Here is a 25,966-nt window from a genome sequence, read left to right on the forward strand (position 1 = left end):
AGTCCCGTGGTTAAACGCTTTTCCTTAACGCCTGTTAATGGGCGCTGGAGGTCACCTGGCGTCCGGCTGCGCGATCCCAGATCACCGCGAGGAACACCATCACGGCGGTGGGCATCAGCCAGGCCAGGCCCTGCTCCGCCAGCGGCAGACGCGCGGTCCAGGCCGGCAGAATCGCGGCAAACGCCGATGACTTAATCCCGTCAATGATACCAAACATCAGACTGATAAACATGGCCGGCGCGATAACGCGGGACGAATTATGCCACCAACTGCGGGTAAAGCTTAATACAACCAGTGCGATACACGGCGGATAGATAGCGGTCAGCACCGGAATTGACACCTGAATCAGATGGCTCAGCCCCAGATTGGAGACCGCCATCGAGAACAGGCCAAGGATAAAGACCAGCGTGCGATAGGAGAACGGCAGATACTGGGCAAAGAACTCGGCGCAGGCGCAGGTCAGGCCCACCGCCGTCACCAGACAAGCGATGAAGATCAGCGCCGCCAGCAGGAAGCTGCCCGCCCCGCCGAAGGTGTGCTGCACGTAGGAGTGCAGAATGGCCGCGCCGTTGGCGGACTGGTCCACGAGAGTGGCGCTGTCAGAACCCAGACGGAACAACGCCAGGTACAGCAGCGTCAGGCCAACGCCTGCCATCAGGCCAGCCCAGACGGTGTAGCGGGTCAACAGACGCGCTTCGCTGACGCCGCGGGAGCGTGCCGCATTGACAATCACGATCCCGAACACCATCGCCCCGAGGGTATCCATGGTCAGGTAGCCGTTGACGAAGCCATTGGAGAATGGCGCCGTACGATACGCTTCCAGCGCGTCGCTGATCGGGCCCGCTGGCCAGATGATGGCCGCGACCGCCAGCACAATCAGGGCGATAATTTTCAGCGGCGCAAGGAAGTTGCCCACGGTGTCCAGCAGTTTGCCCGGATAGAGGGAGACCAGAATCACCAGCGCGAAATAGATAACGCTGTAGATCAGCAGCGGCAGCGGGCCGTCGCCGGTCAGCGGCGCAATACCGACCTCAAAGGAGACGGTCGCGGTGCGCGGGGTCGCGAACAGCGGTCCCACCGCGAGATAACACACCACCGCCAGCAGGATACCCGCCACTTTACCAATCGGGGTGCTCAGGCTTTCAACGCCGCCGCCGACTTTCGCCAGCGCCACCACCGTCAGCACCGGCAGACCCACCGCAGTGATCAGGAAGCCGATCGCCGCTGTCCAGACGTGCTCGCCCGCCTGTAAGCCAACCATCGGAGGGAAAATTATGTTGCCTGCGCCAACAAACAACGCGAAGGTCATAAAGCCCAACGCTATGATGTCGCGAGATTTTAACTGATGGGTCATAAATTCATTACTGCCTGTGGATGTGGTGTTGTAAAAAATGGAAAAATACCGCGCTCCCCTCTCAGGGACGATACAGCGGCCATTGCCGGTAAACTCAGCGAGATATGCTCCCGAAGCGGCGTGGGAAAGAATTGTTTTTGGTATTACCACGCAAAAGCAGTCTGTCATCGACTGCGCAGGCGCAATTTAAACGCTTATAACGTTTTAAAGCAAGGCACGATCGCAAAAGCAGATGATTATGCTGGTTATCAGTTCCACACCAGAATCATTTACCATATTGATGGAAAACCCGTGGCTTATCATGCGAACAAAAAAGCAGCACGCGTTCATTAAATAGGCGAGGAAAAAAGGGATGCCAACGAAAATGACCAGCCGGGGCTGGTCATTGGCAAGATAAGCTGACAGCACGCCGATCAGGCGTCGTTTCTGGCAATTAATCGTTCCGGGAGCAGGAAACTAAAACGGGTTCCCTTGCCCACCGTGCTGTCGATCTCCAGCCGGCTGTCATGATGGTTGACCGCGTGTTTGACGATCGCCAGTCCCAGGCCGCTGCCCCCCGTTTGCCGGGAGCGAGCTTTATCCACCCGATAAAAACGCTCGGTCAAACGGGGAATATGCTCTGGCGCAATGCCTGGCCCATTATCCTCGACGCTGAACAGCGCCCCCTGCGGGGTCCGCTGCCAGCTGACGCGAATTTCGGTCCCCGGCGGGGTGTGGTTCACCGCGTTATAGACCAGATTGGAAATGGCGCTGCGCAGTTGCTCCTCATTACCCAGCACCTTGAGCTGCTCGTCAACGGTGAAGATCAGCGTCTGTTTCTCCTGGCTGAGAGTTTGCGCCTCGCGCTCCACCACCCGCAGCATCATCGGCACGTCGATGCGGTCATTCATCGCCAGCGCCGGCGCGGCTTCAATGCGCGACAGCGTCAGCAACTGCTTCACCAGCCCTTCCATACGCTGAGTTTGCTCTCGCATGGTGTGCAGGGCTTTTTCCCGCGTCGCCCCCTCCAGTACCTGCTCCTGCATCATCTCCAGATAGCCCTGCAGCACCGTCAGCGGGGTGCGCAGTTCATGGCTGACGTTGGCGAAAAAGTTCCGCCGCGCCCCTTCCAGCTGATGCATCTGCGTCACGTCGCGCGCCACCATCAGCCACTGCTTATCGGTGTAAGGCATCACGCGAATTTCCAGATGGCGAGCGTTATTCAGCACCAGGTTGAGTGGCTTAGAAAAATCACGCTGTTTCAGATAGTTGGCGAACTCGGGATAACGCAGGAGGTTGAGAATATTTTGGCCACTGTCGTCCGGCCAGCGCAGGTTTAAAATCTGCTGCGCCAGGCCATTACACCAGAAAATGGCCCCCTCTTCCGTGGTCAGTACAACCGCATCCGGCAGCGATTCCGCCCCGCTGCGAAAGCGTTTAATCAGGCTTCCCAGCTCGCGTCGACGCTTTTTATTACGCATCTGCATCTGATGCAGACCATACAGCAGCGGCTCCCAGCTGCCGCGTCCAGGCGGAGGAGTCATGCTCCGATCCACCCACAACCACCACGACAGGCGCATCAAATTCCAGAAATGCCAGATCAGCAAACCGGTCACTGCCGCCAGTAAAAACCACGGCAGATGACCCACAAACGCCCCCAGAATCAGGGCCGGAATACACGCTAAAAAGAGCTCCAGCGCCAGCCTTTTCCATGACAGCCGTTCCAGCACGGGTCACACTCCTGTCAAAATTCAGAAACGGGCGGAGAAACGATACCCCGTGCCGCGAACCGTTTGCACCATGCGATCATGGCCACTGTGTTCCAGCGCTTTGCGCAGGCGGCGAATATGGACGTCCACCGTGCGGTCTTCCACATAGACGTTGGTTCCCCAGACGTGGTTCAGCAGCTGCTCGCGGCTGTACACTCGCTCAGGATGGGTCATAAAGAAGTGCAATAATTTAAATTCCGTCGGCCCCATGTCCAGCGGACTGTCGCCGGTCATCACCCGATGCGACGAAGGGTCGAGGCTCAGACCCTGCATTTCGATCACCTCTTCCACCGCCATCGGCGAAATACGGCGCATCACCGCTTTAATCCGCGCCACCAGTTCTTTCGGTGAGAAAGGCTTGGTAATGTAGTCGTCCGCGCCGGTCTCCAGGCCGCGAACACGATCCTCTTCTTCTCCACGCGCGGTCAGCATCACAACCGGGATATCCCGCGTCATCGCCTCGCGCTTGAGCAACTTAATAAACTGCAGCCCCGAACCACCCGGCAGCATCCAGTCAAGGAGAATCAAATCAGGCCAGGGTTCATTGAGTTGATTCACCGCGCTGTCATAATCTTCCGCCTCAACGGGCTGAAAGCCATTTTGCTCCAGAACAAAGCAGACCATTTCGCGGATTGGAGCTTCATCTTCAACGACCAGAATTCTTCTCGCCATTATTTACCCTGTGTTTTTTAGCCATCAGTATAGAAGTGCGGCGTCATTATGCGTCACTTTTGTGACAGATTTATGAAAAAAATGACGGTCTGATGATCGGGTAATTTGAAGCATGACGCGGACTTACCCCGCGCCGACAAATGATATACTGCCGCCCATGCTTTTTTCGCTAGGGAAGATTTATGCGCCTCCTTCACACCTCCGACTGGCATTTGGGCCAGAATTTTTACAGCAAAAGCCGCGCGGCAGAACACGACGCTTTTCTTACCTGGCTGCTGGCCCGCGCGCAGGAGCATGAAGTCGACGCCATTATCGTGGCTGGCGATATTTTTGATACCGGCTCGCCGCCGAGCTATGCCCGCGAGCTGTATAACCGTTTTGTCGTCCAGTTGCAGCAGACCGGCTGTCGCCTGGTGGTGCTGGCGGGCAATCACGATTCAGTGGCGATGCTCAATGAGTCCCGCGATATTCTCGCCTTTTTGCACACCACCGTGGTGGCGAACGCCGGCTACGCGCCCATTGAGCTGCCGTTGCGCGACGGCACCCCTGGCGCCATCTTTTGCCCGGTGCCGTTTTTACGCCCCCGCGAGCTGGTTACCAGTCAGGCCGGCCACTCCGGTCGGGAAAAACAGCAACAGCTACTGCAGGCCATCAGCGACTATTATCAGGAGCAGTATCAGCAGGCCTGCGCGCTGCGCGGCGATCGGCCGCTGCCCATCATTGCCAGCGGCCACCTGACCACCGTCGGCGCCAGCAAAAGCGATGCCGTCCGCGACATTTACATCGGCACGCTGGATGCCTTTCCGGCGCAACACTTCCCGCCTGCCGACTACATTGCGCTGGGCCATATTCATCGGGCGCAGGTGGTCGGTGGCTGCGAGCACATCCGCTACAGCGGCTCGCCGCTGCCGCTGAGCTTCGATGAAACCGGCAAAGCCAAATCGGTGCACCTGGTGAGTTTTAACGACGGGCGCCTCAGCGCCGTGGAAACCCTGGAGGTGCCCGTGACCCAGCCGCTGGCAGTGATCAAAGGCGATCTGGCCGCCATCACCGCCCAGCTGGAGCAGTGGCGCGGCGTCGAGCAGGACCCGCCGGTGTGGCTGGATATCGAAATTACCACCGAGGACTACCTGCACGATATTCAGCGTCATATTCAGGCGCTGACGGAGGATCTGCCGGTGGAAGTGTTGCTGGTACGACGCAGCCGCGAGCAGCGCGAGAAAATATTGCTCAACGCCCAGCGGGAGACCCTTAGCGAACTGAAGGTGGAAGAGGTGTTCGAGCGCCGGCTGGCGCTGACCGAGATTGACGATGACAAGCGCGCCCGGCTGCACGAGCTGTTCACCCATACGCTGCATACGCTCACCGCGGAGGACGAAAACGCATGAAAATCCTCAGTCTGCGTCTGAAAAACCTCAACTCCCTGAAGGGTGAATGGAAGATAGACTTTACCGCCGAGCCGTTCGTCAGCAACGGCCTGTTCGCCATTACCGGCGCCACCGGCGCCGGCAAAACCACCCTGCTCGATGCCATTTGCCTGGCGCTTTATCACGAGACGCCGCGCCTGAATAAAGTTTCCCAGTCGCAAAATGACCTGATGACCCGCGATACCGCCGAATGTCTGGCGGAAGTCGAGTTTGAAGTCAAAGGCACCGCCTACCGCGCTTTCTGGAGCCAGAACCGGGCACGCAACCAACCGGATGGCAATCTGCAGGCGCCCCGCGTCGAGCTGGCACGCTGCGCCGACGGCAAAATCCTCGCCGATAAGGTCTCGGACAAACTGGAGCAAACCGCGACGCTCACCGGGCTCGACTATGGCCGTTTCACCCGCTCGATGCTGCTTTCCCAGGGACAATTTGCCGCCTTCCTGAACGCGAAGCCGAGCGATCGCGCGGAGCTGCTGGAGGAGCTGACCGGCACGGAAATCTACGGCCAGATTTCGGCCATGGTCTACGAACAGCACAAAGCCGCTCGCCACGCGCTGGAGAAGTTCGAAGCCCAGGCGGCGGGCATCGTTCTGCTGACGGAAGCGCAGCAGCAGGCGCTGCAGGAAAGTTTGCAGGTACTCACTGACGAAGAAAAAACCCTGCTAACGCAGCAGCAAAACCAGCAACAGCAGCTTCAGTGGCTGACGCGCTGCGACGAGCTGGCGCAGCAGCACCAGCAGGCGGTTAGCCGGCAACAGCAGGCCCGCCAGGCGCTGACCGACGCCGCCCCGGCGCTGGCGAAGCTTGAGCTGGCGCAGCCGGCCGCCCAGCTGCGCCCCCTGTGGGAGCGTCAGCAGGAACAGGTGGCAGGTCTGGCGCAAACCCGGCAACGGATCAACGAAGTAAATGCTCGCTTACTTGCCTGCACCGCGCAGCGCGCGCGCATCCGCCGCAGCGCCCTGCACGCTCAGCAGCAGCGTCAGGCTGAACTGACGGACCTGGCGCAGTGGCTGGCGGCCCATGACCGATTCCGCTTATGGGGCCAGGAGATTGCCGGCTGGCGGGCGCAATTCTCGCAACTGGCGCGCGATAAACAGCAGTTAACGGCTCAGACCACCCGCCTGGCCGCGCTGCGCCAGAAACTCAGCGCTCTGCCGGCCAGCTCCCTGTCATTGTCCGCAGAGGAAGTCGCGGCGGCGATGGCGCAGCAAACGCAATCGCGGCCGCTGCGCCAGCGGCTGCTCTCCCTGCATGAACAGCATCAGCAGTTGCACAAACGCCTGCGGCAGAGCGCCGAGAACATCCAGCAGGCGCAAACGGAGCAGGCAAAACTCAATGCCACCCTGACGCAACGTCGGGAGCAATATAAAGACAAAAACCAGCACTATCTCGACCTGAAGGCGCTCTGCCAGCGGGAAGAAACGATTAAAGATCTGGAAGGTTACCGCGCCCGGCTTGAGGCGGGGAAGCCCTGCCCGCTGTGCGGATCCTGTGAACATCCGGCGATTGAGCAATACGCCTCCCTAACGGTCACGGATAATCAGCGCCGCCGCGACGCGCTGGAAAAAGAGGTCGCCGCGCTGAAAGAAGAAGGTCTGCTGGTCCTCGGGCAGGTCAACGCCCTGACGCAGCAGCTCCAGCGTGAGACCGAAGCGGCCCGGCGGCTCACAGAGGAAGAGCAAGCGCTCACTAAAGCGTGGCAGGAAACCTGCGCCGCTCTGCAGGTCACGCGGGATATTGCGCAAGAGATAAACAACTGGATGCAGGAGCAGGAGCGCTACGAGCAGCAGCTCTATCAGCTCAGCCAGCGTCTGATGTTACAGAGCCAGCTCAACGACCAGCAAGCGCTGGAGCGCCAGGCTCACCAGCAGCTGGAGACCACGCGCCAGGGGCTGGAGAACGCCCTGCAGACGCTGTCGCTCAGCCTGCCGGAAGAAGGCGCAGAAGCCGCCTGGCTGCACGCTCGCGAAAGCGAATTTGCCCGGTGGCAGGCGCAACAGACGCGGCATGGCGTGCTCCAGGAGCAGATCGCCGCCCTGAAACCGCTGCTCGATACGCTGCCGCCCGGCGATGAGGATGACGCGGAGGCTGAGCCGGTGATCCCGGACAACTGGCGCGAAATCCACGAGGAATGCCTGTCGCTGCACAGCCAGCTTGTCGCCCAGCAGCAACTGGAGACCGAAGAAACGGCGCGCGTACATCAGTCACAGACGCAATTCACGACTGCCCTGGCCGCCAGCCGCTTCAACGATCGGGAGGCGTTCCTCGCCGCGCTGCTGGATGACGAGACCGCCCAGCGGCTGACGCAGTTAAAACAGTCGCTTGAGCAGCAGCTTCAGCAAGCGACGGTGCTCTGCGAGCAGGCGACTCAGCAGCAACAGGCGCATCTGGCGCTGCGGCCGCAAGGATCAGACGCGGACGGCCCCACCCTGCAAACGCAGCTGCACGCCCTGGCCCAGCGGCTGCGGGACAACACGACCCGTCAGGGTGAGATCCGCCAGCAGCTCAGGCAGGATAATGAAAGCCGCCAGCAGCAGCAGGCGCTGGGGCAGCAGATTGCAGAGGCGGCGCAGCTGGCGGACGACTGGGGCTATCTGAATTCGCTGATCGGCTCCAGCACCGGCGACCGGTTCCGCAAATTCGCCCAGGGGCTGACGCTGGATAATCTGGTCTGGCTGGCAAACCAGCAGCTCAACCGCCTGCACGGCCGCTATCTGCTGCAACGCAAGGCCAGCGAGGCGCTGGAGCTGGAGGTGGTCGATACCTGGCAGGCCGACGCCGTGCGCGACACCCGCACTCTCTCCGGCGGCGAAAGTTTCCTCGTCAGCCTGGCGCTGGCCCTGGCGCTGTCAGACCTGGTGAGCCATAAGACACGGATTGACTCCCTGTTTCTCGATGAAGGCTTTGGCACCCTCGACAGCGAAACGCTGGATACGGCGCTGGACGCCCTGGATGCCCTTAACGCCAGCGGCAAAATTATCGGGGTGATCAGCCACGTGGAGGCAATGAAGGAACGTATTCCGGTGCAGATCAAAGTGAAGAAGATAAATGGCCTGGGCTACAGTCGGCTGGACAGAGTGTTTGCGGTGGAGTGAGGTCTGAATTATGGCGATGTCCCCTCACCCTAACCCTCTCCCGGAGGGAGAGGGAACCGTCCGGCGCCGGTCTGTAATTTCGCACGCTATTGCGATTCCCCCTCTCCCTGCAGGGTGAGGGGTTCCCGGCCACTGCCTCAACCACCCGCACCGTACCGCTTTTCTCCCTCTCCCTGCGGGGAGAGGGCCGGGGTGAGGGGAGCGGTTCAGGTCCCCTGGAGCGGCCATAGCCAGGCCGCGCCGCGTACTCCGCTGGAGTCACCGTGCAACGCTTTGCGGATCGGCGTTTCACACTCGCCGCCGAAGACCCACTGCTTCACCAGGTCCGGTACCGTTTGATACAGACGCTCGACGTTGCTCATCCCGCCGCCCAGCACGATAACGTCCGGGTCGAGGATATTCACCACGTGGGCCAGCGATTTCGCCAGCCGCTGTTCATAGCGGCTCAGCGCCAGTTCGGCCTTTTCGTCACCTTCGCCCACCAGACGCATAATCTCGCTGCCAGTTAACCCCTTGCCGCTCAGCCGCTGGTAGTCGGTGGCAAAGCCGGTGCCGGAGATAAAGGTTTCGATACATCCCTGTTTACCGCAGTAGCAGGGCACTTCGGCGCGATAGCGCAGCTCATCGTCGTTCATCCACGGCAGCGGGTTATGCCCCCACTCGCCGGCGTTACCGTTGCCGCCGATATGCGCCCGCCCGTTGAGCGACACCCCGGCGCCGCAGCCGGTGCCGATAATCACCGCAAACACCGTTTGCGCCCCCGCCGCCGCGCCGTCCACCGCCTCCGACACCGCCAGACAGTTGGCGTCGTTGGCCAGCCGGACTTCACGCTCAAGGCGCAGGCTGAGATCCTTATCAAAGGGCTGGCCGTTGAGCCAGGTCGAGTTGGCGTTTTTCACCACCCCGGTATAGGGCGAAATTGTGCCAGGAATGCCCATCCCCACGGTACCCTGCTGCCCGGTCGCCTGCTCGGCCATCGCTACCAGGGTGGCGATAGTCTCGATGGTTTGCCGGTAGTCCTCACGCGGCGTGGGTAACCGGTGGCGAAACAGCTGCTCTCCCTGGTCGCTCAGGGCTATCACTTCGGTTTTTGTTCCACCTAAATCAATACCAATACGCACGCTCAGCTCCTCACCCCGATTAACAATGCAAGCATAGCGACAATTCGCTATCATGCCCGCCTGATTTAACGACAAAGCCGTGGAAATTATCATGCTGTGGTTCAAAAATTTAATGGTTTACCGTCTCAGCCGCGATATCGAATTGCGCGCCGAGGAGATGGAAAAACAGCTGGCCGAGCTGACATTTACCCCGTGTGGCAGCCAGGATATGGCGAAAACCGGTTGGGTGTCGCCGATGGGATCGCACAGCGACGCGCTGACGCATACGGCAAACGGCCAGATCATTATCTGCGCGCGTAAAGAAGAAAAGATCCTGCCGTCGCCGGTGATCAAGCAGGCGCTGGAGGCGAAGATCCAGAAGCTGGAAGCCGATCAGGGCCGCAAGCTGAAGAAGACCGAGAAAGATTCCCTGAAAGATGAAGTGTTGCACTCGCTGCTGCCGCGCGCCTTCAGCCGCTTCAGCCAGACGATGATGTGGATCGATACCGTTAACGGCCTGATCATGGTGGACTGCGCCAGCGCGAAGAAAGCGGAAGACACGCTGGCCCTGCTGCGTAAAACCCTCGGTTCACTGCCGGTGGTGCCGCTGACCCTGGAGAATCCGATTGAGCTGACGCTGACCGAGTGGGTCCGCTCCGGCACCGTGGCGCAGGGCTTCCAGCTGCTGGATGAAGCCGAGCTGAAAGCGATGCTGGAAGATGGCGGCGTGATCCGCGCCAAGAAACAGGATCTGGTAAGTGACGAAATCGCCGTGCACATTGAGGCCGGGAAGGTCGTCACCAAGCTGGCGCTGGACTGGCAGCAGCGTATTCAGTTTGTGATCTGCGACGATGCGTCAATTAAGCGCCTCAAGTTCTGCGATGAATTACGTGACCAAAACGAAGATATCGATCGGGAAGATTTCGCCCAGCGCTTTGACGCCGACTTTATCTTAATGACCGGCGAGCTGGCTGCCCTGATCCAAAGCCTGGTAGAAGGGCTCGGCGGCGAAGCGCAGCGCTAAGCGCCGCTTTCCTTCCTGCCAGGCAGGAAGGAAAAAACAACCCGGCGGCAGGCGCCGGGTGTCACTCTGGCTTACAGATAGCGGCACAGATAAGAGGTTGGCTCAGCCACCTGCAGATGAAATTCGCTGTTGCCTGGCACATTGAAAACTTCGCCGGCGGCGTAAACTTTCCACTCAGTCTCACCCGGCAGCAGGACATTCAGCGCCCCGCTGACCACCGTCATCTCTTCCGGCTGCGCCGTACCAAAGGTGTATTCCCCTTCCGCCATCACGCCAACGCTGGCGCGACCGGTACTGCTGCTGGTGAAGCCAATGGATTTCACTTTTCCGTCAAAGTATTCATTGCTTTGAAGCATAAACAAGCCCTTCTGATCGTCGGTTAAAGGCTCAATATAGGGGGCGCTCCTTGCCCCTGTCACGTGAAATTAACACATTAGACCAATAGTTCTGCCGCCAGTCGGGAAACCAGCACATTCGACAGCAAAACCGGGACGTCCAGGGCTTTTTGTAACACATCGCGGTGATGCTGATAGTAACCGAGACAGTCGAGGACCAGCACGTCGGCGCCCTGCTCCAGCAGCGTTTTGCCGGCGCTTAATAACTCACTGTCGCTGCCGGTAAAAGGGTTGGCCAGCGCGTAGTACGGCGACTTTTCCAGCGAGAGCCACTTTTGCCGCTGCATAGGCATGATCTCTTCCACCGGCACGATCACCCCCACCTGATGCCCATCGACGATCGACGCCACCAGCGGCGGGATGATCCGCTGCGGCTCAAGAAGGATCGCATGGTGGGTGGTAAAACCGCTTAACTGTTCGGAGCTAAGCAACAGGATCACATCATAGTTCTGCCGATCCAGCATCGCGATCACGCTGCGGATATCGCGTTCAATTTTCTGCCGCGATACCATCACCAGCTGGTTATCATTGAGCAAGGTCAGCAGGCCCTGCTCGCCGTCACCCACCGCGTACTCTTTGGTTACCTCAGCATGTGTCATATCGCCCAGCAAACTAATGTGGGTGATCTGTTCTTCCCTGATATGTTCGGTCAGGAGCGGCAACACTCCCGCCAGCGGCACAACGCCGATGGTCAAAATTGCCATCGTTGCACTACTCATATCATGTACCTTTTCACTACCACTGCTTCAAGACAGACTTACCACACACGGCATCCGCCCCCCTGGTGAGTAAAAATCAACCGTCGAGAAGCGTAGCAGTTCCGCGCCGCGGTTGAATGTAAAGATTGCCGGGCGACAGCGGCGTGCCTGAAAAATCCGTGTGTTAGATATTCATTAGTACGACTGATAAATAAAAAATGTGAGATACGCCCGATATTGCCAGTATGGCCGGCAATCCGGGCTCAGGGGTTACGACTTATCAGGATCTTCATAGCGCCGCTTGGCATCCACGGCTTCCTGCTCGGTAGGATGTTCGCTGATCAGCGAATTGGGTTCAGGATAATCCGCGCGGAGTTGATACCAGGTGACGGTCTGACCCTGCGGGCCTTTCTCTACCGCAACCACGCGCGCTTCTCTCGGATATGGGGGCCTGTTTGGCATAGTTCTTCCTTCTTCTGGTATCAGAACTATCAAGTATAGGCGCCCCTCGCCGCCTTAATGTAAGTAAATTCTTAACTTACCGGGGTTGCCGTCGCGCCGCACAGCATGGTCATAATCTGCTCCACCACCCGATCCGGGGAGGCCGTGGCATCGACAATATGATGGGCGGCATCACGGTATAAGGCTTCGCGCTGCGCCAACACCTCGCCCACTTCCTCACGTACCGGCTTACCGGTAAGCGTCGGCCGCTGTTCGGCTTTTGGGTAGGCCTCCAGACGATCAATGAGCGCCGACACCGAGGCCTGCAGATAGATCACCACGCCGTTCTCCCGCATAAACTGGCGATTACCTTCCGCCAGCACAATACCGCCGCCGGTGGCGATCACCGTATTCGGCAGAGTCACGGCCTTCAGCGACAGGGTCTCCAGTTCGCGAAAACGCGCCCACCCTTCTGCCTGCACGATCTCGGCCACCGTCCGCTGCTCATGGGCCTGCAGCCGATGATCGGTATCGGAGAACTGAAAATGCCGCGCTCGCGCCAGCGCATGACCGACGGTGGTTTTACCGCAGCCGCGTGGCCCGATGAGAAAGATTGGCTGTGTCATGACCGAAGACCCCCTGGTTCCGCCTGTCGTAAAATATGAAAACGAAAGAACGTATTATCGCTGTTTGTTCCGTAACGTAGTCGTAAACAAAACGTTACACAACTTCTTTACACCCCATCACCACAGTGACAAAAGGGGCTCTTGATGTAAACTTATCATTGCATTAAGTGTTTAACCAGCTTTACTTTCGGCTGGGCGTTATTTTTTATCCAACGCTGGCGTAAACGGTAACACATTTATGCATAGCTTTACGAAGCAACATATTTACAACATCGTGTTTCAGACGCACCCTGATGCCTATTCGACAGTGTGACAGAGGAATGTAACATGCAATCTGAAGAACAACGCCTTATTGATGGACTGTTTTCCCGGCTAAAAGAGGCTGAGGCGCACAGTGCATCGCGCGATACCAGCGCCGAGGAGCGGATTGCCCAACATGTGAGCGCGCAGCCGGCGGCCCCCTACTATATGGCGCAAACCATTCTTATCCAGGAAGCCGCGATTAAACAGCTTAACGATCGCATCCAGGCGCTGGAGAGCCAGGTCAGCCAGCTGCAGGCGGCGAAGCCCAGCAGCGGCGGATTCCTCTCCGGCCTGTTTGGCGGTGGCGGCTCGTCACGCGGCTCTGACCCCATCCCGGGCGCGGAGCAATACGGTCGCCCGCAGGCCAGCGCCCAGCCGCAGTATGCCTCGCCGCAACAGCAACCGAACTATGCCCCGCAGGCAGCGGCACGCGGCGGCGGCTTTATGGCGGGCGCGCTGCAAACGGCCGCAGGCGTAGCGGGCGGCGTGGTGCTGGGCAATATGCTGACCAACATGTTCAGCGGCTCGCACCCGCAGGAGATCGTTAATATCATCGAAGAGCAGCCGCAGCCTGATGCCGCCGCGCAGGACGCCACCGCGGGTGACGATCCGTTCCGCCAGGGAGACGATCAGTTCCTTGCCGACAACACCTGGAACGACGACTTCGACGCCGGCTTTGGCGACGATGATATTGGCAGCGACGACGATAGCTGGGTTTAACCCTGCTGACGCTTAACCGCCAGCAACCACTTCTCCAGCTCGGCGGCAAACTGTTGCCGGTCGCGCTGCGATAAACTATCCGGGCCGCCGGTCTGCACGCCGCTGGCCCGTAATGTCTCCATAAAATCCCGCATCGTCAGGCGCTCGCGGATCGTCGCCTCGCTGTAACGTTCCCCGCGCGGATTCAGCGCCGCCCCGCCCTTCGCCAGCACCTCTGCCGCCAGCGGGATGTCGGCGGTGATGACTAAATCTCCCGCCGCGCACTGGCGAACGATTTCGTTATCCGCCACGTCAAAACCTTGTTCAACCCGCAGAGTGCGGATGAAACGCGACGACGGTACGCGCAGCGGCTGATTCGCCACCAGCGTCACCGGGATCTGGGTTCGCTCTGCCGCGCGGAACAAAATCTCTTTAATCACGTTCGGACACGCGTCCGCATCTACCCAAATAGCCATGCCAGCTCCTGTTACCTGCAATAAGTGACGCCAATGTTACCTGCTTTTCTCCCCCATGAAAGCGCCAGGATGGTAAGCTAATCAGATCGTAACGAAAAAAGCAGAGGGGAATGGTGATGGATAAGAAAATTGGCTTTATCGGCTGCGGCAATATGGGTAAGGCCATTCTGGGTGGACTGATCGCCAGCGGCCAGGTACAGCCGGGACAAATCTGGGTCTATACCCCGTCGCCGGATAAGGTTGCGGCTCTGCGCGACCAGTATGGCATCAACGCCGCCGGGAGCGCTCAGGAAGTGGCGCAGATTGCCGATATCGTCTTCGGCGCGGTTAAGCCGGGGATCATGACCAAAGTGCTGGGCGACGTCGCCTCAAGCCTGAATAAAGAGTCGCTGGTGGTCTCCATCGCCGCCGGGGTCACGCTTGAGCAACTGGCGCGCGCCCTCGGTCACGATCGCAAAATTATTCGCGCGATGCCCAATACGCCGTCACTGGTCAACGCCGGTATGACCTCCGTCACGCCTAACGCGCTGGTAAGCAGCGAAGACGTGGCCGAAGTGCTGACCATGTTCCGCTGCTTTGGCCAGGCGGAACAAATTGCCGAGCCGATGATCCATCCGGTGGTGGGCGTGAGCGGCTCCGCGCCGGCCTATGTCTTTATGTTTATCGAAGCGATGGCCGATGCCGCCGTCCTCGGCGGCATGCCGCGCGCCCAGGCCTATAAATTCGCCGCCCAGGCGGTAATGGGCTCCGCCAAAATGGTGCTGGAGAGCGGCGAGCATCCGGGGGCGCTGAAAGATATGGTCTGCTCGCCTGGCGGGACCACCATCGAAGCCGTCCGCGTACTGGAAGAGAAAGGGTTCCGCTCCGCGGTGATCGAAGCCATCACCCAGTGTATGGAGAAATCAGAGAAACTGAGCCGCTCCTGAGCCTGAGAGGGTAGGCAGCAATGCCCTGAGTGTTCAAAGAAGAAGGGAGCGGATAAGCGCTCCCTTTTTTTCAGGCTTTCTTCAGGCAGGTACTCATGAAGGTACTGCGTTCATCACCCTTCAACGATTTTGCCGAGGCCGCTTTGTTGCAGTCGCTCATCTTCTGCTGCTGAGGGGTGAGCGCTTTTCCTTGCGACGTAGTGGTCTCTTTTTTCAGGCACTGGCTCATAAACGTTTTGCGCTCATCTCCTTTCAGCGCTTTGGCTGACGCTTGCTGATTGCAGTCCGTCATCTTTTGCTGCTGTGGAGTGGGCGTTTTTTCTGCCGCGCCAACCGCGCTGATAAAGATCAAGCCAAACAGTAGAGTCATTAGTAAGGTTATTTTCATCGCACCATCCTTCTGTGAGTGGATCGTTGTAAGTCTGGACGCAGATAGAAAAAAAACCAGCCGGTGACGCGATTTCGCCACCGGCAGCGACTTATTTCAGACTCAGGGCGGCTTTCATGGTCGAGAACAGGTCGGTCTGGTCGGTCAGGCCGACGACGTTAGCCGCGTGTGGACCGTAGGCCGCAATGCGCAGCTGGGTGCCGGTATGCTCCATCGACTCTTCCTCAGAGTTGCCGTAGCTCATGACCATCACTGCGCCATCGTGGGTATTCAGAGCCTGGGTCAGTCCCGGGGCTTTGCTGTCCGCCGGAATGATCTGGCTGGCGTGCGCATGGTCGGCGGTGACGATCACCAGGGTATTGCCGTCTTTTCGCGCAAACTCCAGCGCCTTCTGCACCGCTTCGTCGAGGTCTACGGTTTCGCCGATCTGGCCACACGGATTCGCCGCATGATCCTGTTTATCGATGGAAGCGCCTTCCACCTGCAGGAAGAAACCTTTCTCGTTGCGGCTCAGCAGGTCAATCGCTTTCTCCGTCATCTGCGCCAGCGTCGGCACCGAGGCGTCGCGTTTCGGGTTTGGCGTACAGGTCACCGGCGCCTTATCGATATTGCCGTGATAAGACGCCTTCGGCCCTTCCCAGCGAACCGGCATATTGCCATCGGCGAAGAGACCCAGCAGCGGCTTAGCCTGACTGGCGTCAGTCGCGGCGGCAAGGGAAGCCGCGTCGGTCACAATCTGGTAGCCGCGCGCTTCCGCCTGCTCGCGCAGGGTTTTGCCCTGCCACTCGCCCGCCGTCGCCGTTTCGGCAAAGGTCTTCGCCCCGCCGCCTAAGGTGACATCCGGCCGGGCGTTCAGCAGCTGTTCGGTAATGGAGCCTTTGCCCCCTTTCTCCAGCGCATTGCTGGGGCATTTTTCACTGGTGACCGTGGGGCCGTAACATTTACGCGATGTCACATGCGCCACCAGCGCTGCGGGGGTGGCGTCCTGCAGCTCGGCGGTGGAAACGTTGCCGGTGGCCAGCCCCGCCGCTTTCGCCAGCTCGAGGAGGGTCTGATGCGCGTTCTCATGAATATCGACGCCCAGCGCGCCGTTATAGGTCTTGACGCCGGTGGTCCAGGCAGTGGCGGACGCCGCCGAGTCGGTCACGTAGTCCGGTTTCCCGGTTTTTTTATCCAGCGAATAGTGCGTGTACTGCCCGGTTAACGGCAAGGCGTCAATCCCTTTAAAGAAACCGCCCGCCCCTTGCGCATAATTTCGCGCAGCGGTAATTTCCGAATCACCCATGCCATCGCCAATCAGCAAAATAACGTTTTTAGCCGGCTTATTGATTAACGAGGCGCGCAGCGCTTCGGTTTGATCTCCGGTTAAACGACGCGCGCCGCCGGGAGTGGTGATATCTCCCTGCGCAGCGCGATTTTCCAGAACCGGCGCAGCAGTCGTTTCTGCATGAATAACCGGCGAGCCCAGCAGAGGAACCAGGGCAATAAACAGGGCGCTTAATTTCACTTTTGTCATCTCCATGTAAAAAATACTTAAAAAAAACAAAACGAGGGAGACTTTATAAAAGGGAGATGACAGAAAAATGACGGCATCCTTGTCGTGTCACAAAGACTAGCTACGAGGATGCCGCAACAGCTTCTTTAGATATTGCTGCAGCAGCATCGCATCCTGGTCGTTGACCGGCGGACAGGGCGTCACCTGGTCAATCGCCTGTTCTATATCCTGAATCAATGCCTGCTGGGCATCATGCTCCATATGGCGCAATAATGCGGTGACCACGATCTCCAGCGCTTCAACCTGCACCGTCAGTTCCTTTGCTTCTTCTTCCTTTTGCGCCAGTTTAACCAGTAACTCAGCAATGAGATTCTTCATAGCACCAGTTCCTTATGCGAGGCCTGTTTTTGATTGGGATGTCATACCCGATGACGGACCTCAGAATTACTTAAAATAAGAATCATCGCAACACCCAATATACAGCGAAACGTTTTACCACAACAAAATACCACTATAAATAGTATTGTTTAATCATGGTCGGGGATGGTTATAACCAGATGGCGCAGGAAATAATAAAATGGAATAGCGCTCACGGCATGGCGATAACAAAAAGTAATGGTAAATGTACCGACGGTGAATAACGCTGACGGTATCGCGATAAATACCGTCAGCAGAGGTTCAGGCGTTAGCCCGGCGGGTGCGGCGCAGCATCCATGCCAGCTGCCAGAGGTTAATGAAAACGATAATGGCGGTAGCAATAAACACCCAGCGGAAGCCGGCCATCGCCGATACAGAGGCGCCAATCAGCGGCCCGGCGACGTTGCCCAGATACATAAACGACTGGTTATAGCCAAAGATGCGTCCGGTGACGCTGTCGCTGCTGTATTTCAGCAATAAAGTCTGCACCGCCGGGAGCATCGCGCCATCGGCAAAGCCGAGCAGGAAACGCAGCGTACCCAATTGCAGCGGGGTGGTGACAAAAGACATGGCGAAAAACATCACCACTGCGCAGCAGAGCGTCGCGAGCAGGATCCGCGAGGTACCGATGCGATCGCCTAACTTACCCAGCCGTGGCGCAGAAATCAGCGCCGACACGCCAGGCACCGCGGCGATCATCCCGGCCAGAAAGGCGATATTGTTGCTGTCCGGCGCCATCGATTTGATAAACAGCGCCAGGATCGGGCCAATTGAGCCGTTGCACAACTGGATCACCAGGGTGGTGAAGAACAGGCTGATCACCAGCCCCGGATAGGGTAAAGAGGCAAGGACTTGTTTTCCGGTGAGGCGCTCGCTTTTACTGACCTGAGGGCGCCCTCCCTCTTTGATCAGAAACAGGGTCACCAGAAAACTGATGGTCAGCAGGATCGCCGTAATAAAAAAGACCATCCGCAGCCCGACGTGGTCCGCCAGGAAGCCGCCCAGCAGCGGGCCGCCGATCACGCCGCTGATTTGCGCGGTTGATAGCGTGCTCAGCGCCCAGCCGCTGCGCTCGCGCGGCACCTGGGAGGCCACCAGCGCCATGGCGTTGGGGATATAACCGGAGGTTAAGCCCATGATCGCCCGCAGGATAAACAGCTGCCAGACGTTAGTGGCGAAGGCCTGCAGTAAAATAGCAATCGCCATCCCCAGCGAGGCACGCAGCAGCATCAGCTTGCGGCCTTTGCGGTCTGCCAGGCTCCCCCACATCGGCGAGACGATCGCCGAGACAAGAAAAGTCACGCTGAAGGTCAGCCCCGACCACATCGACAGCGCTTCATGCGAGGTAACGCCCAGCTGGGAGACGTAGAGGGGCAAAAAAGGGAGAATTTGACTGATCGCCAGGCCGGTAAAAAAGCAACCAAACCAGACGGAGATGAGATTAACCTTCCAGGATTCCATAACTACGCGTATTCATTAATGATTTGCCAATTATTACCTAGCTTAGCAATTTCATTCCACTGGTGTACTACCATAGATGCGCTGGCGGTGAGTTTGGTGTTTTATGAGTGCGGATGAGAACCTGACGAAGCATTTTCTGGTCATTTAGGCTGCTCACAGCGCTTTATGCTCAAAAGCAGAAGCCCTGCCCGCGCATCCCCAGATGAAAATGATTGGCGTGAGCCGCATTGTACTCTGGCCCCAGCGCGTTGCCGAAGTAGTGGCAGCTGTTGTTCAACAGCGCCGCCAGCCAGGGATGCGAGGTCTCGCTCCGCCAGCCCTGCAGGACGCTGACGCGTCGGCCGTCCGCCAGGCGGAAACCGCTGACGTCCAGCGCGTCCGCCGTGGCGTGTTCACTGCGCCGCGCCTGTTGCCGATGGTAGATATTGCGACAGGCGAAGCTGCCGAGATGATCGATCTGGCGCAGATCGCTCGCCATCAGTTGACGGGTCAGCGGTTTCGCCTGCTGCTCGACATACAGCGCACTGCTCAGCGCCAGCGGGCAGCTGGCGAGGAAACTGCTGCTCAGCGTCACGCTGCCAAAATTCGCTACCCGCACCACGTTATGCAGCGGGCAGCTTCCCTCGCTGTCCGCCACCGGCTGGCTGGCGATAAGCCGGCGGCGATTGGCTTCCGCCAGCAGGGAGGCGCACTGGTCTGCCGTCAGCCTGCGCAGCTTGAATGACGTCAACCAGCCCGGGGGATCGTCAAGCGCCAGCGGCGCCAGCGGATTCAGGTGCGGCGGCAGATAGCGGTATCCTAACAGGCCCGCGCCGAGCAGCCCGGCCAGCACCAGCAGCGTCTTTCCTCTCACGCCCACTCCCGTCAATTGATCAGGTAAATATTATGGCAGGCAGGCAGCGGTTTCACATGGTATGTTATGCCCTTTGATGTTATCTGGATGGAAGTTGAAATGGCAAAGATGAGGGTTGGGATCGTTTTTGGCGGCAAGTCGGCGGAGCATGAAGTGTCGCTGCAGTCAGCGAAGAATATCGTGGAAGCGATTGATAAATCGCGCTTCGATGTGGTTCTGTTGGGTATTGATAAACAGGGGCTATGGCACATCAACGACGCCGGCAACTACCTGCTCAATGCTCAGGATCCTGCCCGCATTGCCCTGCGTCCTTCCACGGTGACCCTGGCGCAGATCCCGGGCCGCGAAGCACAGCAGCTGATTAACGCCGACAGCGGCCAGCCGCTGGCGGCTATCGATGTGATTTTCCCCATCGTCCACGGCACGCTGGGCGAGGATGGCTCCCTGCAGGGGATGCTGCGCATGGCGAATCTGCCTTTCGTGGGTTCCGATGTGCTGGGCTCCGCGGCCTGTATGGACAAAGACGTGACCAAACGTCTGCTGCGCGATGCCGGGCTCGCCGTCGCCCCGTTTATCACCCTGACCCGCGCCAACCGCGCGCAGTTCAGCTTTGCCGATGTTGAAGCAAAGCTGGGGCTGCCGCTGTTCGTGAAGCCGGCCAACCAGGGATCATCGGTTGGCGTCAGCAAAGTTAAAAACGAAGAGCAGTACCATCAGGCGGTGGCCCTGGCCTTTGAATTTGATCATAAAGTCGTGGTGGAACAAGGCATTAAAGGGCGGGAAATTGAGTGTGCGGTGCTGGGTAACGACCACCCGCAGGCCAGCACCTGCGGTGAAATTGTCCTCAACAGCGAGTTTTACGCCTACGACACCAAATATATCGATGACCAGGGCGCGCAGGTGGTGGTCCCGGCCGCCATCGCCCCTGAGATCAACGACAAGATCCGCGCGATTGCAGTGCAGGCCTACCAGACCCTGGGCTGCAGCGGCATGGCCCGCGTCGACGTCTTCCTCACCGCCGAGAACGAGGTGGTGATCAACGAGATCAACACCCTGCCGGGCTTTACCAACATCAGCATGTATCCGAAGCTGTGGCAGGCCAGCGGCCTCGACTACACCAGTCTGATCACCCGGCTGATTGAGCTGGCGCTGGAGCGCCATGCCGCGGACCGGGCGCTGAAAACCTCCATGAACTAAAACGCGTTTATCGCGCCTGGCAGCAGGGGTCTCAGGCCTCTTCTGCCGGGCGGCGGCGGATCACCAGGCCCGCGGCCCAGAAGCTAATGACCCAGGTGACCAGACCGACGGCGTAGGGTTGCCAGCCTTGTGTTTCAAACCCCAGCAGCCCCACCACCCCATTGAGAATAAAAATTAGCCCCAGCGCCACCGCGTAGTAGTGCCAGTCGCGGCGAATTTTATCTGTGAGCTTCATGCGACCTCCAACAGCAAAAAAACGCATCTTCGCATAGCCGCCCGCGGCGGTCTGTAGCGCGGGAGAGAATGTTGCTGGATTGCGACGCCGCTCTCCCTTTTCCATTCCTGTGGCGCGGTTAACACACCAGCGAAAACAGGATTATTCCTGGACGGCAATTACCAGCAATCTGATACTGACAATGGCCCCTCACTGCCAGAATACCTGCCATAGAGCTGGAGAAAAAACCAGCAGTACAGAGGTGGGAGGGCCTATGGCTGAATTCAGTTTTTCAAAATCGCTTTTGGGAAATAAAAAAAGAGGGGCGTTGACCGGCAGCCATGTCGCCTACGGCCTGTTCGTGCTAGTCTGCTGCTGGGCCGGCGCGCAGATGCTCAGCATGCTGATCCACGCTCCGGGGGTATTTGAACGCTTGATGCAAACGCAGGACGCCAGCCGTCCGCAAGTCGACATCAGTCTCGCCGTTGGCACCCTCTTTGGCCTGATCCCTTTCCTGATCGGCTGCTCGTTCATCGGGCTGCTGGCGCTCATTGTGCGCTGGCGTCAGCGCCGTTAACGCCGCGCCATACAATTTGCCCGCCGCTCATCAACCCGTTTTGCAAACCACGCCGTCGTCAGATTACGGGTAATTTTCGGACTCTCAAGCTGGATCCCTGGCAACATCTCCCGCGGCAGAGTCTTGCCCGCCCTTTTCTCGGCGAGGCGGAAAACCTGCTGATAAAGGTCGGTCTTCTCAAACGCCAGGCTGTCGCCCTTTTTCAACTGGCTGTGGATCTCGCTGTCGCTCATTCCCAACTGGCCCGCCAGACGACGCACCGCCAGCTCGGTGCTGCCCGGTTCCTCGCTGTCGTAGCGGATAAGGTCGCCGTCGAGCGCCAGTTTCACCCCGCTGGCTTTCACCACCGCGTTCTGGAAGGCGGCGTTACGGCTGGCATACCAGCCGGCGTTGAAGTCGGCAAAGCGGTACAGCGGCACGCTGTAGCTGGCCGGGTAATTCAACAGATGATAGGTGCCAAACCACAGGCCGCCGCGCAGGCTGAAGACCTCCTGGCGCACCGTCCCGTTCATTTTCCACGGGTAGCCGGAGGTGTGCTGCTCGGCAAAGGCAATGCTGACCTGCATCGGCCCCCCGGTGTGCACCGGGTTAAGTGAACCGAACAGCTTCTGCCCCATCGGCACCATCCCGATAAAGTCATCAAAAATGGCGCTCAGCTGCTTTTCCGTCTTCACATTGTCCAGACGGTCGCTATAGCTTTTACCGTTTGGCGAGGTGATCTTCAGCGCGGTATGGACCAGAAACGGCGGAATGTGCATTTTTTCCGCCCGGCGGTCAATTTCCTGCCAGGCGATTTTATTCAACCCCGGCACCACCGGATCGGACTGATAGTTAGACTCCTGCTGCGCGACCGCCAGCACCGAGCAGACATTCTCTTCCGTCGGCGCCAGCTTCTGGCTGTCAAACGCGGTGGCGATGGCTTGCGCCCAGGCCTCCCGATCCTTGACGCTGGCCGGCATTTTCTGCCGCACCACCGACGCCACGTCAACGGGCTTCTCGCCCTTTTTCAGCGTCGGGGCCTGCTGGCTGGTGCAGGCGCTCAGCACCATGGCCGCCAACAGCGTCGATGAACCGGGAATAATGCGCGATAAACGTGCGGCCATCATGCTTCCTTGTCTTAATTAACGTAATGTCGGGATCGCTTCCTGCAGCGGCTTGCCGTCCAGCTCGCGTTCAAAACTGCGCAGACGTTTGTAGATGGACATCAGTTCCACCAGCGTCGTCCACGAGCTAATCAGGTACTGGAACGAGCCGCGCACCTGGCCGAAGACGTTGGTAATTTGCGTCATCAGCCCGAGGGTAATCGTACCGGCAACGATCGACGGAAACAGCAGGAAAAGGCCGAAAACGTTATCCACCTGCAGGTAGAGAATGCGGGCGATATTGAAATACATATAGTGGAAATAGAGACGGAAATAGTTGCGACGCACCGCGCTGAACAGCTCGCGCACCGTCGGCGGCGTGGCGCGGGTTTCATCGTCCTCACCGTAGACCAGCTCTTTACGATAGGCGGCTTCCACGCGCTGGTTTTTAAACTCCAGGCCCGGCAGCTTAATCCCCACCACCGCCAGCAGGCCGGTCCCCATCAGCGACCAGACGATAGCGGCAATCACCAGACCATACGGCAAATGGCCGACGATAGGCAGGTCGGGAACGTGTTCGGAGAGCGTCACCAGCACCGGCAGGAAGGCGATCAAGGTCATCACCGCGTTGATAAAGCTTACCCCCATATCTTCCAGGGTGGAGGCAAAGCGCATGGTATCTTCCTGCACACGCTGCGCGGCGCCTTCGATATGGCGCAGATGCTGCCAGTGGGCCATATAGTGTTCGTTCATCGCCGTGCGCCAGCGGAAGACGTAGTGGCTGACGAAGAAGTTGTTCATCACGCCAATGATCACCGCGATGAGCGCGATGCCGAGAAAGATGCCGATCTCATGATAAAACTGGTTGATGCTGACCTTATGCGGGGTGGCCAGCGCGCTCTGGATCAGGTCGTAGAACGGCGCATACCAGGCGTTGATCGCCACCCCGACTTCCACCAGAAACCAGGTGACGAAGATGATGAGCGACGTGCCGAGAATCGACCAGTACTGCCAGCGATGCGGGCAGTAGACAAACCAGAAGAGTGCAAACACGCCGACGCAAAACAGATAGTAAGCGTAGAACACCAGATAGTTGAGCGACCAGAAGCGCGCCGCGCTGATCGCCACATTTTGCGATGCTCCGGTGACCCGCAGCAGCCAGTCGCCGCCGCCCGCCTGCCAAAAGATCACGGCCAGCAGCGACCAGATAAAGGCAGAAATAAAAAACGGCCCCGGTTTGGGGAAAAAAGATTTAAACATCATTGTCTCCTGCTAACTTCTTATCGTTCTGCTATTGCTGTGTACGACGCATACGTCGGCCGCCACGTGGATGCGCTCTCGCGGGGCAGACGAATGATAAGACCGGATATCAACAGCTTAGTTCTGCTGCCAGGCGTGCAGAATTGTTTCTGTGGGTTTCACCTGTAAAGGATTGCCAGGAACGGTCAGCGTACGCCACACCTCATTGTAGTGGGCGATAAGCGTCGCGGCCTGCGCGGCGGGGCGGTCGGCGGTGGTATGGGCATCTTCCGCGATCACAATACCGTACCCGCGGCTGGCGCCGTTTTTAATGGTGGTGTCGAGGCAGTAGTCGGTGGCGCAGCCGCAGATGACGAACTGCTGAATGTCGTGTTCGTCCAGCACCTGCGCCAGCGAGGTGTGGTAGAAGGCGTCGCAGGCGGTTTTGGTGACAAACAGCGCGCCAGCTGGCTGTTCCAGCTCGGGAAGCAGGGCGAAGCCTTCGCTGCCGGCTTCGAGGCCGCCGGCCTCATCATGCTGAATGAAAATAACCTTGTCCGCCGCGCGCACCAGACGATTAATTTGCGCGACGCAGCGCTCGCGCGCCAGACGCGGCGTGGCGAACACGCCGTTTTGCATATCCACGACCATCACTACCCGTTGAGCCGTCATTGTTCTCTCCCACGAACTTTCAGCCAAACGGTCATCATACGCGGCAGCGGAAAAAGCCGATATCTGAAAGCGTAAAAAAGTCTTTTTTACGCACCGTTACCTTTTTCCTGCAGGAATGTCGTGAATCCCACTTTGTTCTGCGCCACTTCGTAGTATAAATACCCTCTTCTTTTTTATTTATTTAATGGATGATCTCCGTTGAAACGTAGTTTGCTCATTTTTGCTGCGCTGTGCGCGGCGTCGTGGACCTCGGTGCAGGCCGCACAGCCTACCGTTGACCCGGTTTTCGCCTCGGATGTGGTCGATCGTTACGCCAATCATATCTACTACGGCAGCGGCGCCACCGGCATGGCGCTGGTGGTTATCGATGGCAATCAGCGTGTTTTTCGCAGCTTTGGCGAAACCCGCCCGGGGAATAATCAGCACCCGCAGCTCGACTCGGTGATCCGTATCGCCTCCCTCAGCAAACTGATGACCAGCGAGATGCTGGTGAAGCTGCTCGACCAGGGGGTGGTGAAACTCAACGATCCGCTGAGCAAATACGCCCCGCCGGGTACCCGGGTGCCTGACTGGCAGGGAAAACCAATCACCCTGGTTAACCTCGCAACCCATACCAGCGCCCTGCCGCGCGAGCAGCCTGGCGGCGCCGCTCATCGTCCGGTGTTTGTCTGGCCGACCCGCCAGCAGCGCTGGAACTGGCTCTCTACCGCGACCCTGAAGACCGCGCCGGGCTCACAGGCAGCCTACTCCAACCTGGCCTTTGATTTACTGGCGGACGCGCTCTCCACCGCTGCCGGCAAACCTTATCCGCAGCTGTTTGAAGAACAGATCACCCGGCCGCTGGGGATGAAGGACACCACCTTTACCCCGTCACCGGATCAGTGCCAGCGGCTGATGATCCCGGAAAAAGGCGCCAGCCCATGCAACAACACCCTGGCGGCGATCGGCAGCGGCGGAGTCTACTCGACGCCGGGGGATATGATGCGCTGGATGCAGCAGTTCCTGTCATCCGATTTCTATACCCGCAGCCAGCAGGCCGATCGGATGCAGACGCTGATTTATCAGCGTAACCAACTGACCCGGGTGATTGGTATGGACGTGCCGGGCCGCGCCGACGCGCTGGGACTTGGCTGGGTGTATATGAAGCCGAAGAATGGCCATCCGGGGATTATTCAGAAAACCGGCGGCGGCGGCGGGTTTATCACCTATATGGCGATGAATCCGCAGGCTAACGTCGGCGCCTTTGTGGTGGTAACCCGCTCGCCGTTAACCCGCTTCAACAATATGAGCGATGGCATCAACGACCTGGTCAGCGAGCTGAGCGGCGCGCAGCCCAACATGCAGACGGCCAGCCAGTAAGCTCGCGGGGGTTTCGCCGACACGACAT

27 protein-coding genes are annotated in these 25,966 nt (G+C 58.8%); 9 read left to right on the forward strand and 18 right to left on the reverse strand.

Going from position 1 to position 25,966, the window contains the following annotated elements; translation table 11 throughout:
- Positions 1-34: 34 nt before the first annotated feature.
- Positions 35-1,354, reverse strand: a complete 1,320-nt coding sequence (brnQ, locus tag SP68_RS20245) for a branched-chain amino acid transporter carrier protein BrnQ (RefSeq protein ID WP_008805357.1) — start codon at positions 1,352-1,354, stop codon at positions 35-37.
- On the opposite strand from brnQ, the gene SP68_RS28580 reads away from it, so the two are divergent.
- A complete protein-coding gene (locus tag SP68_RS28580; RefSeq protein WP_153242733.1) occupies positions 1,346-1,687 on the forward strand; it encodes a hypothetical protein in 342 nt (113 codons plus the stop codon). The two genes, brnQ and SP68_RS28580, sit on opposite strands and share 9 nt — an antisense overlap.
- 80 nt (positions 1,688-1,767) lie before the next feature.
- Here SP68_RS28580 and phoR read toward each other — a convergent pair whose 3' ends face one another.
- On the reverse strand, positions 1,768-3,063 hold the full coding sequence (phoR, locus tag SP68_RS20250) for a phosphate regulon sensor histidine kinase PhoR (protein WP_012968845.1): 1,296 nt from the start codon (positions 3,061-3,063) through the stop codon (positions 1,768-1,770).
- Between the two features lie 21 nt (positions 3,064-3,084).
- Entirely contained in the window at positions 3,085-3,774 is a 690-nt protein-coding gene (phoB, locus tag SP68_RS20255; RefSeq protein ID WP_002890343.1) for a phosphate response regulator transcription factor PhoB, read from the reverse strand.
- Between the two features lie 182 nt (positions 3,775-3,956).
- On the opposite strand from phoB, the gene sbcD reads away from it, so the two are divergent.
- Both sbcD and sbcC read left to right on the forward strand, forming a co-directional pair.
- The gene (gene sbcD, locus SP68_RS20260) at positions 3,957-5,162 is read left to right on the forward strand and encodes an exonuclease subunit SbcD (protein WP_040973212.1); all 1,206 of its coding nucleotides are present in this window, start codon (positions 3,957-3,959) and stop codon (positions 5,160-5,162) included.
- The gene (gene sbcC, locus SP68_RS20265) at positions 5,159-8,296 is read left to right on the forward strand and encodes an exonuclease subunit SbcC (RefSeq protein ID WP_040973211.1); all 3,138 of its coding nucleotides are present in this window, start codon (positions 5,159-5,161) and stop codon (positions 8,294-8,296) included. The genes sbcD and sbcC overlap by 4 nt, the downstream gene beginning before the upstream one ends.
- 206 nt (positions 8,297-8,502) lie before the next feature.
- Here the strand turns inward: sbcC and mak are convergent, their stop codons facing one another.
- On the reverse strand, positions 8,503-9,417 hold the full coding sequence (mak, locus tag SP68_RS20270) for a fructokinase (protein WP_032753741.1): 915 nt from the start codon (positions 9,415-9,417) through the stop codon (positions 8,503-8,505).
- Positions 9,418-9,508: 91 nt separating this feature from the next.
- On the opposite strand from mak, the gene rdgC reads away from it, so the two are divergent.
- The gene (rdgC, locus tag SP68_RS20275; protein ID WP_002890285.1) at positions 9,509-10,420 is read left to right on the forward strand and encodes a recombination-associated protein RdgC; all 912 of its coding nucleotides are present in this window, start codon (positions 9,509-9,511) and stop codon (positions 10,418-10,420) included.
- Positions 10,421-10,491: 71 nt separating this feature from the next.
- On the opposite strand, the gene ppnP is transcribed toward rdgC, so the two are convergent.
- From ppnP to aroL, 4 genes are all read right to left on the reverse strand, one after another.
- Positions 10,492-10,776 (reverse strand): pyrimidine/purine nucleoside phosphorylase, encoded by a 285-nt coding sequence (gene ppnP / locus SP68_RS20280; RefSeq protein WP_002890284.1) that lies wholly within the window; start codon positions 10,774-10,776, stop codon positions 10,492-10,494.
- A gap of 77 nt (positions 10,777-10,853) precedes the next feature.
- A complete protein-coding gene (locus SP68_RS20285) occupies positions 10,854-11,534 on the reverse strand; it encodes an AroM family protein (protein WP_008805351.1) in 681 nt (226 codons plus the stop codon).
- Positions 11,535-11,783: 249 nt separating this feature from the next.
- Positions 11,784-11,975: a YaiA family protein gene (locus SP68_RS20290; RefSeq protein WP_008805350.1), complete on the reverse strand. Its 192-nt coding sequence runs from the start codon at positions 11,973-11,975 to the stop codon at positions 11,784-11,786.
- A gap of 71 nt (positions 11,976-12,046) precedes the next feature.
- Positions 12,047-12,580: a shikimate kinase AroL gene (gene aroL, locus SP68_RS20295; RefSeq protein ID WP_008805349.1), complete on the reverse strand. Its 534-nt coding sequence runs from the start codon at positions 12,578-12,580 to the stop codon at positions 12,047-12,049.
- 327 nt (positions 12,581-12,907) lie between these two features.
- On the opposite strand from aroL, the gene SP68_RS20300 reads away from it, so the two are divergent.
- Positions 12,908-13,603: a DUF2076 domain-containing protein gene (locus tag SP68_RS20300; protein WP_008805348.1), complete on the forward strand. Its 696-nt coding sequence runs from the start codon at positions 12,908-12,910 to the stop codon at positions 13,601-13,603.
- Here SP68_RS20300 and SP68_RS20305 read toward each other — a convergent pair.
- Entirely contained in the window at positions 13,600-14,058 is a 459-nt protein-coding gene (locus tag SP68_RS20305) for a YaiI/YqxD family protein (protein ID WP_040973137.1), read from the reverse strand. The two genes, SP68_RS20300 and SP68_RS20305, sit on opposite strands and share 4 nt — an antisense overlap.
- A gap of 116 nt (positions 14,059-14,174) precedes the next feature.
- Here SP68_RS20305 and proC point away from each other — a divergent pair, with 116 nt between their 5' ends.
- Positions 14,175-14,984, forward strand: a complete 810-nt coding sequence (gene proC / locus SP68_RS20310) for a pyrroline-5-carboxylate reductase (RefSeq protein ID WP_039104218.1) — start codon at positions 14,175-14,177, stop codon at positions 14,982-14,984.
- 70 nt (positions 14,985-15,054) lie between these two features.
- Here the strand turns inward: proC and SP68_RS20315 are convergent, their stop codons facing one another.
- The 5 genes from SP68_RS20315 to SP68_RS20335 form a co-directional block, all read right to left on the reverse strand.
- Complete coding sequence (locus tag SP68_RS20315; RefSeq protein ID WP_008805345.1) at positions 15,055-15,372, reverse strand: PsiF family protein; 318 nt, start codon at positions 15,370-15,372, stop codon at positions 15,055-15,057.
- A 91-nt stretch (positions 15,373-15,463) separates the two neighbouring features.
- Entirely contained in the window at positions 15,464-16,894 is a 1,431-nt protein-coding gene (phoA, locus tag SP68_RS20320) for an alkaline phosphatase (protein ID WP_008805344.1), read from the reverse strand.
- A gap of 90 nt (positions 16,895-16,984) precedes the next feature.
- Complete coding sequence (gene iraP / locus SP68_RS20325; RefSeq protein ID WP_008805343.1) at positions 16,985-17,245, reverse strand: anti-adapter protein IraP; 261 nt, start codon at positions 17,243-17,245, stop codon at positions 16,985-16,987.
- A 300-nt stretch (positions 17,246-17,545) separates the two neighbouring features.
- The gene (locus SP68_RS20330) at positions 17,546-18,745 is read right to left on the reverse strand and encodes a multidrug efflux MFS transporter (protein WP_008805342.1); all 1,200 of its coding nucleotides are present in this window, start codon (positions 18,743-18,745) and stop codon (positions 17,546-17,548) included.
- A 169-nt stretch (positions 18,746-18,914) separates the two neighbouring features.
- Entirely contained in the window at positions 18,915-19,598 is a 684-nt protein-coding gene (locus SP68_RS20335) for an extensin-like domain-containing protein (protein ID WP_023297115.1), read from the reverse strand.
- Positions 19,599-19,697: 99 nt separating this feature from the next.
- Between SP68_RS20335 and ddlA the strand changes: the two genes are divergently transcribed.
- Entirely contained in the window at positions 19,698-20,795 is a 1,098-nt protein-coding gene (gene ddlA / locus SP68_RS20340; protein ID WP_023297114.1) for a D-alanine--D-alanine ligase, read from the forward strand.
- A 31-nt stretch (positions 20,796-20,826) separates the two neighbouring features.
- Here ddlA and SP68_RS20345 read toward each other — a convergent pair whose 3' ends face one another.
- On the reverse strand, positions 20,827-21,030 hold the full coding sequence (locus SP68_RS20345) for a DUF2754 family protein (protein WP_040973135.1): 204 nt from the start codon (positions 21,028-21,030) through the stop codon (positions 20,827-20,829).
- Positions 21,031-21,283: 253 nt separating this feature from the next.
- Here SP68_RS20345 and SP68_RS20350 point away from each other — a divergent pair, with 253 nt between their 5' ends.
- The gene (locus SP68_RS20350; protein ID WP_012542723.1) at positions 21,284-21,586 is read left to right on the forward strand and encodes a YaiY family protein; all 303 of its coding nucleotides are present in this window, start codon (positions 21,284-21,286) and stop codon (positions 21,584-21,586) included.
- On the opposite strand, the gene SP68_RS20355 is transcribed toward SP68_RS20350, so the two are convergent.
- From SP68_RS20355 to SP68_RS20365, 3 genes are all read right to left on the reverse strand, one after another.
- On the reverse strand, positions 21,583-22,689 hold the full coding sequence (locus tag SP68_RS20355) for a DUF1615 domain-containing protein (protein ID WP_040973133.1): 1,107 nt from the start codon (positions 22,687-22,689) through the stop codon (positions 21,583-21,585). The genes SP68_RS20350 and SP68_RS20355 overlap by 4 nt on opposite strands.
- An 18-nt stretch (positions 22,690-22,707) precedes the next feature.
- Positions 22,708-23,928 (reverse strand): peptide antibiotic transporter SbmA, encoded by a 1,221-nt coding sequence (sbmA, locus tag SP68_RS20360; RefSeq protein ID WP_008805336.1) that lies wholly within the window; start codon positions 23,926-23,928, stop codon positions 22,708-22,710.
- Positions 23,929-24,045: 117 nt separating this feature from the next.
- Positions 24,046-24,558 carry an isochorismatase family protein gene (locus tag SP68_RS20365; protein WP_162500006.1) on the reverse strand — a complete coding sequence of 171 codons (513 nt, stop codon included), beginning with the start codon at positions 24,556-24,558 and terminating at the stop codon, positions 24,046-24,048.
- A 219-nt stretch (positions 24,559-24,777) separates the two neighbouring features.
- On the opposite strand from SP68_RS20365, the gene ampH reads away from it, so the two are divergent.
- Positions 24,778-25,938: a D-alanyl-D-alanine-carboxypeptidase/endopeptidase AmpH gene (gene ampH, locus SP68_RS20370; RefSeq protein ID WP_008805334.1), complete on the forward strand. Its 1,161-nt coding sequence runs from the start codon at positions 24,778-24,780 to the stop codon at positions 25,936-25,938.
- Positions 25,939-25,966 lie beyond the last annotated feature (28 nt).

Source organism: Klebsiella variicola, assembly GCF_000828055.2.
Classification (GTDB): Bacteria; Pseudomonadota; Gammaproteobacteria; order Enterobacterales; family Enterobacteriaceae; genus Klebsiella; species Klebsiella variicola.